Origin of the sequence: Lysinibacillus sp. G4S2 (genome assembly GCF_030348505.1) — a bacterium.
Taxonomy (GTDB): domain Bacteria; phylum Bacillota; class Bacilli; order Bacillales_A; family Planococcaceae; genus Lysinibacillus.
In genome coordinates, this window is record NZ_JAUCFJ010000002.1 from 1800313 (window position 1) to 1814038 (window position 13726).

Annotated in this window: 11 protein-coding genes, 1 other RNA gene and 1 pseudogene; 11 read left to right on the top strand and 2 right to left on the bottom strand. The window is 36.2% G+C overall.

The features are described 5' to 3' along the window. Positions 1-54 precede the first annotated feature (54 nt). A complete protein-coding gene (locus QUF91_RS09155; protein WP_289417581.1) occupies positions 55-1302 on the top strand; it encodes a phage tail protein in 1248 nt (415 codons plus the stop codon). A 726-nt stretch (positions 1303-2028) separates the two neighbouring features. Next, the gene (locus tag QUF91_RS09160; protein ID WP_285396762.1) at positions 2029-2229 is read left to right on the top strand and encodes a cold-shock protein; all 201 of its coding nucleotides are present in this window, start codon (positions 2029-2031) and stop codon (positions 2227-2229) included. Between the two features lie 42 nt (positions 2230-2271). On the opposite strand, the gene QUF91_RS09165 is transcribed toward QUF91_RS09160, so the two are convergent. Together QUF91_RS09165 and QUF91_RS09170 are read right to left on the bottom strand one after the other, a co-directional pair. Next, positions 2272-2799: an SHOCT domain-containing protein gene (locus tag QUF91_RS09165; RefSeq protein ID WP_289417582.1), complete on the bottom strand. Its 528-nt coding sequence runs from the start codon at positions 2797-2799 to the stop codon at positions 2272-2274. Between the two features lie 100 nt (positions 2800-2899). Further along, the gene (locus QUF91_RS09170) at positions 2900-3175 is read right to left on the bottom strand and encodes a hypothetical protein (protein WP_289417583.1); all 276 of its coding nucleotides are present in this window, start codon (positions 3173-3175) and stop codon (positions 2900-2902) included. Positions 3176-3674: 499 nt separating this feature from the next. Between QUF91_RS09170 and QUF91_RS09175 the strand changes: the two are divergent. From QUF91_RS09175 to QUF91_RS09215, 9 genes and pseudogenes are all read left to right on the top strand, one after another. After that, positions 3675-4136, top strand: a pseudogene (locus QUF91_RS09175) (Zn-binding domain-containing protein); the annotation flags it as partial. Positions 4137-4142: 6 nt separating this feature from the next. Continuing rightward, entirely contained in the window at positions 4143-5399 is a 1257-nt protein-coding gene (locus QUF91_RS09180; protein ID WP_285396759.1) for a ribonuclease H-like domain-containing protein, read from the top strand. A gap of 121 nt (positions 5400-5520) precedes the next feature. Continuing rightward, complete coding sequence (gpsB, locus tag QUF91_RS09185; protein WP_285396758.1) at positions 5521-5817, top strand: cell division regulator GpsB; 297 nt, start codon at positions 5521-5523, stop codon at positions 5815-5817. Between the two features lie 60 nt (positions 5818-5877). Further along, positions 5878-6258: RNase P RNA component class B (rnpB, locus tag QUF91_RS09190), an RNA gene on the top strand. A 297-nt stretch (positions 6259-6555) separates the two neighbouring features. Continuing rightward, positions 6556-8301 carry a putative bifunctional diguanylate cyclase/phosphodiesterase gene (locus tag QUF91_RS09195; RefSeq protein ID WP_285396757.1) on the top strand — a complete coding sequence of 582 codons (1746 nt, stop codon included), beginning with the start codon at positions 6556-6558 and terminating at the stop codon, positions 8299-8301. 3 nt (positions 8302-8304) lie between these two features. Continuing rightward, positions 8305-9441 (top strand): THUMP domain-containing class I SAM-dependent RNA methyltransferase, encoded by a 1137-nt coding sequence (locus tag QUF91_RS09200; RefSeq protein WP_285396756.1) that lies wholly within the window; start codon positions 8305-8307, stop codon positions 9439-9441. Between the two features lie 85 nt (positions 9442-9526). After that, a complete protein-coding gene (locus QUF91_RS09205; protein ID WP_285396755.1) occupies positions 9527-11434 on the top strand; it encodes an ATP-dependent DNA helicase in 1908 nt (635 codons plus the stop codon). 250 nt (positions 11435-11684) lie between these two features. Next, a complete protein-coding gene (locus QUF91_RS09210; RefSeq protein WP_285396754.1) occupies positions 11685-13115 on the top strand; it encodes a histidine kinase N-terminal domain-containing protein in 1431 nt (476 codons plus the stop codon). Then, positions 13108-13686, top strand: coding sequence for an ANTAR domain-containing response regulator (locus tag QUF91_RS09215; RefSeq protein ID WP_285396753.1), 579 nt, complete (start codon positions 13108-13110; stop codon positions 13684-13686). Before QUF91_RS09210 ends, QUF91_RS09215 begins: the two co-directional genes overlap by 8 nt. Positions 13687-13726: the final 40 nt, after the last annotated feature.

The window sequence follows — 13726 nt, forward strand, 5'->3', positions numbered from 1 at the left end:
TCGGTTCAAAGAACATCATCCAATGTGTAAATCAAATATGCGATGCCTTCAACTATGAATTTGAGATTCTTACAAATAAGCGAGTGCCATTTTAGTAAATCATTTGGTCCAGACAACAATGCACAGTATCGATACGGTCATAACATTAAGACACTTAGCAGAAAAATCGCCACGACCCATCTGCGAACACAAATCACAGCTACAGGGAAAGATGATTTAACAGTGACTTATACATCACCGAATCACACGCTATGGGGCATCCGTGTAGCTGATCCAATAAGTGACGAGCGATTTACACACGCAGATAATTTGTTGAAAAAAGCCAAAGATTCACTTATTGACTATCCAGAGGTTGGCTTTGAACTTGATACACTCGAATTGTTAGATAAGGCTTTAGGTGAAAAGGTTTGGCTGATTTACGAGCCAATAGATGGGTTAGAGCTTCAGACTCGAATTCTTAAACGAATTTGTGTAGTAGACGAAATCACAGACGAGTTAAAAACCATTGAAGTAACGCTGGGCAATTCATTACCACGATCAATGTCCGATAACGAGCTTGATGGAGAAGAGGATCTTGCTGATACAAAAGAAGAGCTAGAAGAAGTAATCGACGAAAGCAAAAAAGAATTTAGGTCAGCCATCACACAAACGGATAACCGTATAACGATTGAAGTTGAACAGTTAAATAAATCGATTGCTAGGATTGATGTAAAAGCTGATAGCATCAATATGTCCGTAAATAATCGAATTACGAATGAGATGACTGCTATCAACATTCGAGCTGATCAAATCCAATCAATGGTAAGTTCTCAAGGCGCTCAGCTCCATGGTGTGGATACCAGAGTAGCGAATGCCGAATCAACAATCACCCAGCAAGCTCATCAAATCTCGCAAAAGGTAAGTACTAAGGATTATAACGGTAACACAATATCTTCGCTGATTAATCAGACTGAATCTGAAGTACTGATTAGGGCAAGTAAAATTAAATTTGTTGGCGAGATTTATGCTCTTTCAGACATCAGTGGTAACTTAGGTACCATCCATTCAGGGAATATTAATATTCAACAAGATATCCGAGTAGGAAACAACATCTACATGCAAGAGGGAGATGTGTACAGTTCCAAATCTATTCGGTTTACTAACGACTCCTATTTAACAAATAGACAAGGTCATATGATTTTACAAAGTAATAACACTGTAGCAGTAAACAGTTTATCTGAAGTGCAGCTTTATGCACCTACAATCAGTGCTAATGCCTATCAGTTATACGGATTAGCTGGTTCAGCCACTCCTAACTTGTAGAGCAACTGAACGAATTTGTATCTAGTGTTTCTGAAAATCTAAATGACAACTATTTTTCTTCTTCAGATGAGAGAAAACAGGACCTTCGAATTTTAATTGACAAAGGTTTTATCGAAAATTTAGGAGACATTGCTTTTTCGCAATTTCCAAAAATCAATAAATTTGATTGGGCAAGAGAGAACAAATATTTAATATGTTGTTATCTAGAGGAATATAATTTTAATGAAAATGTTGTAAGAGCTTTGTACACTGCATTTTCGGGTGCATACCATCCTACCCAGTTAGGGAAAGCATTGCTCAGTTTATTTGATAAACAACCGAAGCTATATTCTGAATATTTGAAGACGGCAGAATTACATGACGTAGATATCCCGCAATACTTTAAACAGAATGATTGTTAATTAATGAAAAAGCATGCCATCAGGGCTAAGTTCGGTCCGACTTCGCTTTTAAGAGCTATTTTTACTGATGCTGGAACAGCCTTAAAAGTCATTAAAATTGTTGATGGTCATTTAGCTTAGCTAATAGTTAATAAGTTTGCTTTTACACTAGACAAATAGGTTTTTTTAACATATAGTTGATGTAATAGAATCGTTTGCAAGGGAACAATGAATTCACATATTACAAAGAGTAATCGTGTTTTGTTAGATACTTTTTGTAATATGTGAATTTTTTTCTTTTGAAGTAGTATGATTTTATTTAATACAATTAATGGAGGTCATTTAAATGGCACAAGGAACAGTGAAATGGTTTAACGCAGACAAAGGTTTTGGTTTCATCGAAATGGAAGGCGGTAAAGATGTATTTGCTCACTTCTCAGCTATCCAAGGTGATGGATTCAAATCACTTGAAGAAGGTCAAAAAGTTGAATTCTCAGTAGAAGAAGGCCAACGTGGACCACAAGCTGCAAACATCGTAAAACTTTAATTTTTAATGAAGAAAACCACTCTTTAGTTGAGTGGTTTTACTTTATATTCCTAATAGTTGTTTTTTCTTATCATCAAATTCTTCTTGAGTTAAAATACCAGCGTCCATTAGCTCTTTTAACTTAATTAGATCATCAGTTGGGATTGCTGTTGTTGTTGTTGTTGTGGAGAATGTGACAGCTTCTTCTGTAGTTTCCTCTTCTTCAGCAACAATTAAAAGTGAAAGCTTCTCGAGATCCTTCTTGTCACATTTAATAACTAAAGGTACCTTATCTCCGTTCACTCTTTTAAGGAAAAGAGTTGCTACAGATTTATCCTTCCCAATATTAGCACCCATTGCCCTAGCAATTGCTCCTACATTACCTAATGTACTTCCAATTAATGACCATCCAGCAATGTTAAGCGCGCTCTTCTGGATGTTTTCAACACGTTCCCATTTGATTAATTTAAATGTTTCGGGTGCTTTATAATTTACTGAAATTTCGATAGTACCGGGTTTTGTTTGTGTCAGTTTAAAAACACTACCTTGATCTATTAATTGTTCTTTGCCATTAAGAATTTCAATGTTCATTTTAACAGGCTTCATGACACGAACAACTTTTCTTTCCTCAGTTTCAACTTGTGGGGCAGGTAGTATATTTAATTTTTCCTGTAAGTTTTGTAAAAATAATTTACGAAAATAATTTGCTATTATTACTAGTTAGGATATTTATCTGAATTTCTTCAGAACCGTGTTGAAACTTTATTTCAGTAGAATTAATTTTATTATTAACAATGGGTTTTAGCATATCTGAATAGCTATAGGTAACAACTTTTTTCTGTTTATCTGTAGTCAGGAATCTACTTGAAGTCAATACCCCAAGATATTGTTTGAGTCCACCAAGACCTCTTACGAGAATAGCTGCATTTTCAATGATTTCATCTTGTTCAACAATCTCGCCAATCATTTTAATTTCCTTTTGAAATTGTTTAGAACCATCCAACCTTCAGGTTTTTAGTATTCTTTTATTTGCTCAGTCGCATACATTGAATAGTCACCTTTCCTGTCTGTATTTTCATGCTTAAACTATACCACTTTTAGGGTAAACAAACTTTTGAAATTAGGGGCAACAAAGTCCAAAAAGGCAACAAATGTTAGTGCTTTAAAGTGCTAAAGTAGGTAAACAAAGACAACAAGGGTAAACAAACTTTGTTGCCGTTTCTGTGTGCACTAAACCCTTGAGGTCAAAGTATTCACTTATATAAGTAAACAAAGTAAACAAATAATATCTATTGAGTGTATTTATATAATATAGGTGTATATACCATATATAATATATGCCTAATACGCCTAATACGTATATACTATATACATGAGTACAAATTTGTTGCCCATAGCTGTAAATCCAGCTATCTTCATCATTGGAGACTTAACTATATTTTAATAGTGATTCACCTAAGTTAAATAAAATGCGCTTCGGATCGCACGATAATATCGGTTCTGGCCCTATTTATCTACCACCGGATGAAATGCATACAAGTTCATCGTGGCTATCATTCTCTGCACCGGAAAAATGGTCGGAGGCAGAGCTTACGGACGCCATGACTGGAACTGCCTATGCGATGAATGCGTTCATACCTTTGTTTATACAATGTGATAGTAGTGATGTAGCAGTGGTACCACAGGTAAAGGCAACTCATAATGAGCAACCTACGTTCTTTGTTTATGATAAGTATCCAGGTGGTATTGGTTTAAGCGAAAAAGTTTATGAATTATGGGAAGAGCTATTAGCGAGGACAGAACAGCATGTAGCAGGCTGTGCTTGCGAATCAGGCTGTCCATCATGTATAGGAGCTCAAGATAGTTTACAGCAGGCGAAGAAAAGGGTACTACAAGTATTAGCAACTTTACAGGCAGAAAATGAGTGAAGGTAAATGTCTTACGAAAATAAAATACTACAAATGAAAAAAATGCTCGGTAAAAAAACGACAACCACTATAAAAAAAGAAAGTAAACCTACTTATCAAAGACCTGCTGCTCCAAGCTATACTGAGCAGTGGAAAAAGGCGGGACTGACAGTTGTAGAAAATGAATTTGGTATAGTTTTTAAACGACAGGTGCGTTTTCCGTTTAATTATCAGCATGGTCATTATAAGCTGCAGTCATTTTTTGATGCATTAGTAAAATGGCGAGAGGCTCAGTTTGAACATCCATATGCACTAGAGATGAATGAAAAGGTATTGTTTTTTGATACGGAAACTACTGGTTTAAAAGGTGTAGGTACACAAATTTTTCTTCTCGGTTTTTTAGAAGTGTCTGAGGAAGAAGAAAGCTTTATTTTAACGCAGTATATTCTTGCTGACCCTGATCATGAGGCAGCGTTACTTTTTGAATCAAAGCTTTGGCAAAAAACAGCGACGGTTATTACCTACAATGGAAAAAGCTTTGATTGGCCGCAACTTGAAACACGTTGGACGCTCCACCAAAAAGAATTGCCTAAATTACGTACACAGCGGCAAATCGATTTGTTGCATAGTTCCAAGCGTTTATGGAAAAATGATATGGAACGAATGAAATTAAAATCTGTGGAAGAAGAGAAGCTTGGCTTTTCCCGCATTGGAGATATTCCTGGCTATCTAGCACCTATTATTTATTTAGATGCCATCAAAAGTGGTGTTCCAGATGCACTTATGAAAGTTCTTCTTCATAATGAATGGGATTTACTTTCATTAATAACGCTTTATATCCATTCGACGAACTTGCTGTTTGAAGAGACAAGTGAAGAATCTGCAAAAACGTTCACGAATATCGGAAAATGGTATGCTGATTTAAAGGAAAGTTCACAGAGCGTAAAGGTTTTAGAAAAGGTTACGACCCAATTTAATGAACTTGAAGCAGGTAATGCTCAGTATTATTTAGCAATACAACATAAAAAAAATAAAAAGTTTAGTGAAGCAATCGATGCTTTTGTTGCTTCTCTACATTTTGTTGAGCCACGAAAAAGATTACATGTATTAGAACAGCTAGCCATGATATATGAGCATCAAATAAAAGATTATGAACAGGCCCTTTTTTATACGCAAGAAGGCATACAATTAATAAAAAAGAATGAGCAATGGAGAGTAGAACAAAAGCAGAAATGGGAAATTTCTTGGGAAAAGAGGTTGCACAGATTAGGAAATAAGAAATAATTTCCCGGGTAAGTGCAAGAAACGACAAGTTTAGCCTTACATTTGATAGTTTCAGACGATATAATGTGATGAAGTGTGCTATAATAAAATCGTGTATGTAGTGTGAGGAAGGGCGATGTAAATGGACATAAAATTAACGTCAAAAATGATCCTTGAAAAGGAATTTAAGAAAAACTTTAAAGGCTACAATGTAGAAGAAGTCGATTCATTTCTTGATGAAATTATTCAAGACTATGAAACGTTTGAAAAAGCAGTGGCCCAACTACGTGAAGAAAATAAACAGCTAAAAGAAGAAGTTGATAATACACCGAAGAGACAACCTGTCGCAGCTGCAACATCTGGTACGACAAACTTTGATATTTTAAAACGTCTTTCAAATTTAGAAAAACACGTATTTGGTAGTAAGTTATACGAATAATTTTTATCAAATATATTGTATTTATCATAAAACTCTAGTATAATCTTTTGTGTCATCATAAAATTCTGGTAATCGCTGCGGCGCTAGACGTCGTAGAGGAAAGTCCATGCTCACACGGTTCTGAGATGACCGTAGTGTTCGTGCTTACTGAAAAAATAAGGTAAGGCAGCTGTAAAGGCTGACGGCGGAAGGAAAACCTAAGTCTTATTGATATGGTTGAAACTTCCTGAAAGTGCCACAGTGACGTAGCTTGCTTGGAAACATGCAAGGTGGAACGAGGTAAACCCCACGAGTGAGAAACCCAAATTATGGTAGGGGCACTCTCTTGAAGGAATTGAACGGATAGAGGGACAGAGTTCGCTCTGTAGATAGATGATTACTACCCGGTCGTACGAGGCGTTAGCTGTTTGAGTACTCGGGAACAAAACATGGCTTATGGAATTTTTTGATGCTTATCTACGAAATAACAAGCGCTCTCCAATTTGGTGGAGAGCTTTTCTTTTGAATTCAATAAGAAAAAGTGTTACTTATTGATCATGTCTAGACATGCGCGATATACGTTTGAGAATAAGGCAGTATAACTGTTGGTCATGCCTCTGTCACTACGATTTTAAACATAAACATCTAAAAAACAGATATCGCAACGATGTACATATTTGTCTACATATGAGTAGACTTGCGCAAATGCGCTTTTCTAAAAAATGAGGGTAGTAATGAGAGATAGGATGGAGCGGAAACATGAACGGATTGAACGATTGGAATGGTCTCGATAAGTTAGATTCTATTTCCAAGTATCCTATTGCCTTAATGACGAAAATTTTCGAAAATGTATCTGAAGGCATCATGATTACAGATAAAAATAAAAAAATAGAAATGGTCAATCCTGCATTTGAATTCGTAACTGGTTTTAAGCGTGATGAAGTGATGGGCAAATCGCCAGCGGTTCTACAGTCAGGTGTACATGAATTGCAATTTTATTTAGATATGTGGCAAAAGATACGACAAGAAGGCATTTGGCAAGGGGAAATATGGAATCGTCGTAAAACCGGAGACGTATATCCTGAATGGTTAACCATTGTCGGTGTAGCTAATGATGAGGGAGAGATTACAAATTACTGTGGTATTTTCACAGATTTGTCTGAAAGAAAAATAGTAGAAAATGAACTAGAAAAGAGTTTATTAACTGACTCATTAACGGATGTATCAAATCGATTTGCATATATTGAAAGAATGGATAATCTGTTAGAATCGACTTCTACTATTTCTCATTCAGTACAGCATGCAGTCTATTTTTTAGATTTAGATAGATTTAAGCAAATTAATGATACTTTAGGACATACAATCGGAGATACCATTCTAGTAGAAGTGGCAAAGCGCCTAAAAGCATTGTTAAAAAATAAAGATATCATTGCAAGGATTGGCGGCGATGAGTTTATTATTACGTTAACAAACGTGAAAAGTGCCAAAGAAGCCGCAAACTTTGCTGAACAAATTATTGGGACTATTGAACAGCCTATGGATATTAATGGTCAGGACATTTTTATTTCTACTAGTGTCGGTGTCAGCATGTATCCAGCAGATGGCGAATCAACGGAGCAATTGATTCATAGTGCTGACAAGGCAATGACCTATTCCAAAAAGAACGACCTTAATGGCTATGCGTTTTATTTTGATGAATTGAAGACGGACTCTCAGCGTGTTTTATTATTAGATACAGAACTACGGAGAGCAATAGAAAATCGTGAATTTGAGCTTCATTTCCAACCTAAAATCTCTGTGGAAAATGAAGAGATTCAAGGCGTAGAGGCACTTGTTCGTTGGAATAGTGAAAGTCTAGGATTTGTTTCTCCAGCAGAATTTATTCCTTATGCTGAGGAAACAGGATTAATCATTCCTTTAAGCGAAGTGATTTTGGAAAAAGCTTGTGAGGCAGTTATTGAGATGCGTCAATGTGGTTACATGACTCCAGTTGCCATCAATATTTCAAGCATTCATTTTAAGCAACAAAACTTTTTAAGCACTGTTCAAGCGATATTAGAGAGTTATAACACGCCTGCTAACAATTTTGAAATTGAAGTGACAGAACGTACTGTGATGAACAGTGCAAATGAAACGGTTAGCAAACTTATGCAACTTAAGAAAATGGGCTTTAAAATTTCTATTGACGATTTTGGGACAGGCTATTCGTCTCTTAGTTATTTAGTTCGCTTCCCCCTTGATTATTTAAAAATCGATCGAAGCTTTATTCAGCATATTGGCTCACTCGACGAAAAACAGGCAGTAGTGGATGCGATAATTCAAATGTCGCATCGCCTAAAAATGAAAGTTGTTGCTGAAGGTGTAGAACAAGCACAACAAGTGGATATACTACGTAAAATGAACTGTGATATAATTCAAGGCTATTATTACAGCAAACCGTTGCCACTTCACGAACTTATTGAGTTTATGGAGTATTGGGAAATTGAGCATCAAGGAAGGAAATAATATATGGCAAACTATAAATTAGTAGCAACTGCTGCAATGGGATTAGAGTCAATTGTGGCACAAGAGGTAAAGGCACTCGGCTATGAAACAACAGTCGATAACGGCAAAGTATATTTTGAAGGTGACGAAACGGCCATTGCACGAACAAACCTATGGCTACGTGTAGCAGACCGAGTGAAAATTGTTGTAGGACAGTTCCCAGCTAAATCTTTTGAACAGTTGTTTGAAAGTGTAAAAGCTCTACCTTGGGAAAAATACTTACCAGTTGATGCAGCTTTCCCGGTATCAGGGAAGTCTGTTAAATCCAAGCTGTTTAGTGTGCCAGATTGTCAGGCAATTACTAAAAAAGCAATTGTAGAGCGCATGAAACAGCATTATAAGCGTTTAGGATTTTTAGATGAATCCGGTGCAACCTATAAAATTGAAGTTTCAATTTTAAAAGATGTGGCTACACTTACTATTGATACATCAGGTGCGGGCTTGCATAAGCGTGGTTATCGCCAAGCACAGGGCGAAGCACCTTTAAAAGAAACATTAGCAGCGGCACTCGTACAAATTTCAAAGTGGAATCCGAATCGACCGTTCGTTGATCCATTTTGTGGTTCTGGCACAATTGCATTAGAAGCAGCGATGCTTGGACAAAATATTGCACCGGGCTATAATCGTGAATTTATTTCAGAGAATTGGCCATGGATGAAGGCAAAAATTTGGGATGCCGTGCGAGATGAAGCGGATAGTTTAGCGAACTATGATCAACCATTGGAAATTTTTGGTTCTGATATCGATCATCGCATGGTGAGTATTGCACAAGAAAATGCAATAGAAGCGGGCTTTGGTGATATGATTACGTTCAAGCAAATGCAAGCACGTGATTTTACAACACAGCTAACAGATGGTGTTATGATTGGTAATCCACCATACGGGGAGCGTATTGGTGACATTGAGGTCGTGGAGCAGGTAATCCGTGATTTAGGGAAAGTCATGAAAAACTATCCGACTTGGTCTGTGTATATGCTATCCTCAATGAAAAACTTTGAAGAACTGTACGGTCGACAATCGACGAAGAAGCGTAAATTATTTAATGGCTTTATTGAAACGAATTATTATCAATTCTGGGGACAAAAGTCTAAAAGAGATTAACGAAGGATAACGGAAGATAAGATTTTTTCTTATCTTCCGTTTCGTCGCGTATAATAGGAGCAGATAGTTAGAGGGGGAACGTCAATTGCGTAAATCTTTACCATTTGTATTAACGAAGGACCGTTCATTTTTTGAGTCATTAGGTGACTGGATGGGGGACGTCCTTTACGATGAATTACCTGAAAAGGGCTTTGAATGTCGTGATGAGCAAATTTTTATGGCCTATCAAATCGAGCAGGCCCTAAAAGAGAAAAATGTGCTTTTTGCAGAGGCGGGGGTAGGGACTGGGAAAACAATTGCCTATTTACTACCAGCTGTATCCTATGCACGTTATACTGGTAAACCAGCCCTTATTGCATGTGCAGATGAAACTTTAATCGATCAGCTAGTAAAAGAGGGCGGAGATATTTATAAATTACAGAAAACATTAGGTCTAGAAATTGATGTCCGCTTAGCAAAATCAAGAGACCAATATTTATGTTTAAAGCGCTTTGAGGAAGCTGAAAAAGTTGAAACAGATGAATGGATCGATGATATTGCGTTTTCTATACCTGATGGAGTATATGCACAGGGCTCGATGATTGCTATACAACCGTATGGAGAACGTAGTGATTATCCAACTGTCAGTGATGAAGATTGGCAAAAAGTAAACTACAACTCCATTATGCAGTGTTCAGTATGTGATCTGCGTAATCGATGTGGGCAAACGTTACATCGTGCACATTATCGTAAATCAACTGACTTAATCATTTGTTCACAAGATTTTTTGATGGAGCATTTAGCTACAAAAGAGTCTCGTGAACGTGAAGGGCAATTAGCTTTATTGCCTGAGGTATCAATGATTGTGTTAGATGAAGGTCATTTATTAGAATATGCTGCGCAAAAAGCAATGACGTATAAAGTACAGGCGACAACAATTGTTCAATTGTTAGAGCGTTTAATGGTAGATGGTGTGAGAGAACGTACATTATATGCAATGGAAAAATTACAAGATGACCATGAGCTATTCTTTGACCAGCTGCGAGATGATCTAGTAGCTTCTGAAGAAGAACGTAAACGTATTAATAAATCGCCAAATCTCTTGAAATACGGTAAACAACTGATTGATGATGTGGAAACATTACTTGAGGAATTAGTTTTTGAATCTGAAATGTATATGATTCCAGAGTATGAATTGAATATGGCAGAGGAATATTTGGAACAATACGAAGCATCTTTACGTATTTTCATAGCGCAAGGAGATGCAGTCGATTGGTTAGAGGAAACTGATGGTGAAGAAACGCTCGTCATTATGCCGCGTCTTATTACAGAAGTTTTAGCAGAAAAATTATTCTCTAAAAAACTTCCGATAGTATTTTCTTCAGCAACTTTATCAGTCAATAAAGATTTTTCATACATTGCCTATAGTTTAGGAATTCGTAATTATCAATCGTTTTCTGTGCCTTCTCCATTTGACTATGAAGAAGTTATGCGAATTTATTTACATGAGCTTTCTCAAAAAGGCAAAACGGCGCGTGTTCAACAGCTATTACGTGATGGTGAAAAAACGTTAATTTTATTTAAATCAAAACAAGCAATGTTAGATTTTAAAGCGGAGTTACCTCTTATGGAACGGATGTATGTAGCATTTGAGGGAGACCGTGAACTATCGGGAATCGTACGTGATTTCCAAGAAGGCGCTATCAAAACATTATGCTCCTATCATTTATGGGAAGGTCTAGATTTGCCAGAGGAGGCATTAACGCGGGTTATTATTTATGATTTGCCTTTCCCTCCGCACGATCCATTATTTGATGCGAAACGTACATTTGCTGAAAATCCATATGAAGAAGTTGAATTGCCATTCATGCAGCTTCGTTTACAGCAAGGAATGGGGCGTTTAATTCGTACTTCTAACGACCATGGAGATATTCATATTTTATTGAATGAAGAAGAAGCAAAGCGACAAGAAACATTTGAAAATATATTAGCTGTAACACCAGAAATAAAATAGAAAGAAGCGAGGTTGCACCCATTGCAACCTCGTTTTTTTATATATTAAAATAATAATTTTGTTGTAAAATGTAGAATGGTCTGAAAAAAGTGTTGTATATTTCTCTTTTAAGCTATATAGTTCTCTGTAATGCAACGGAAATTATTAAAATAAATTATTTTTTATATTGAAAATGATTTTACAAAAGGTTTATAATGATGACAAGAAATTTTAAGAATAATTCAATTCTGATTATTCGGTGATAGGGGGTTTGAACCTGTCGAACATTCAATCATTGTGTAGAAAATATACGAACTTATCTACAACAGATATAGAAAAGTTAATAGAAATAGAATCTACACTAACATATTATGCTGAGTTGACAGATTGTTATATGTTCATAGATTGTATGATGGAAAACTTACCGCATGCAATTGTTGTGGCAGAGGCATTCCCAAAAGAAGAAAGAGGGTTATATGAAAAATCCGTAATTGGCAAATTTGTATTTGAAAGCTTTGAACCAGCAGTATTTGCTGCTTTTAAACATAAAGAAAAATCGTCAATTACTAGAGCGATTACACAGGAAGGTTTAACAGTTGAACAAAACGTTGTCCCTCTATTTAATGACCAACAACAGGTTATTGCAGTGTTAATCCAGGAAAAAAAGGTAGAGATGCAAACAACACCTAAAGATGATTTTCGGAATATGCCATTTGCGTTAATTGAGCATATCGTAGAGCCCAATTCTCAACCGATTCCAGTTGTTTCTGACTTGTTAGTAGAATCAATAATTCTCACAAATCATGAAAATAAAGTCATCTATAGCAATCCTGCAGGTTACCGATTTATATCGGAGCTATCAGGGCTAGAACGTTTTGACAACGTTGCATTGAATAAGATTTTACCTTTTTTACAGGAGGTCTATGATAAAGGCGATGATGTCTTTTTCATAGAAATTACAATAGATCGTAAATCCTTTATTGTGAAAAAGATTCCTATTCGTGATCAAAGCGATAAAGTGACACTTCTCATTATTCATGATCTTACAGAGCTTAAGCTAAAAGAAAATGAACTAATGATGAAAACATTTGCCATTCGAGAAATTCACCACCGTGTGAAGAATAATTTACAGACAGTTACAAGCTTATTACGTTTGCAAATGCGAAATGATTTGTCAGCTTCGAATGCAAGTGCTTTTCAAGAAGCATTAAATCGAATATATAGTATTTCATCTGTCTATGAACTTATTTTAGAAAATGAGGATAACGCTGAAGAGAAAGTAGACGTTATCGCGTTGTCTAAAAAGATTGGACATAAGATGGTTGGGACATCCAACACAACATCTATTCAATTAATCTTTCATCACGATAATGTACAGCTGTTTTGTCATGCTAAAAAAGCTGTTTCGCTCGCGTTAATCATTTGTGAGCTACTGCAAAATGCACTGAAATATGCTTTTACTGATCGTGAGGAGGGAATAATCGATATACAATTTCAGCAGGATGCTTCCACTATTTCACTTCATATTTCTGACAACGGCGTTGGAATGCAAGAGGTGAAGGCATCATTTGGAATGGAGATTATTACAAGGCTTGTTGAATATGATTTAGCTGGCACATTTACAATTATCCCTAGTGAACAAGGTACACATACTCAAATTCAGTTTCCTGTAAGTGAGGAGGTATTTATCCTAAATGTCTAGGAAAGTTATGATTGTCGAGGATGAGTCACTAATTGCGATGGATTTGAAGTTAATGCTAGAAGATAATGGCTACGAAGTGGTAGCACAAGCGAATAATGGAGAATCAGCAATTGAATTGGCTTTTACACATAAGCCAGAGTTAATCTTAATGGACATTAAAATGCCGAAGCTAGATGGTTTAAAGGCGAGCAAAATTATCGAACAACAGGTCGGTATACCAGTGCTATTTATATCAGCTTATAGTGAAAAAGAATTGTTACTATACATGAAGCAGGACAATATTTTAGGCTATGTTATGAAACCGTTTTCTGAGAAAAATGTCCTTCCAGCGTTGGAAGTGGCTTTTCATCAAATTGATAAGTTCAACCGTCTTAACGGGGATTTGCTGCATAAACAAACAGAATTAGAAAAGCGAAAAATAATCGAACGAGCAAAAGGTTTGCTGATGCAGTCAGAAAATCTTAGTGAGGACGAAGCTTATAAAAAAATTCGCAGTGAAAGTATGCAGACGCAACAGGAAATGGTGCTTATTGCAAGGCGCATTATCAATACTTTACAAGTAAATAGTTGAAGCAAAGACGCTTTAAAGAGGTTTCCTCTTTAATGCGTCT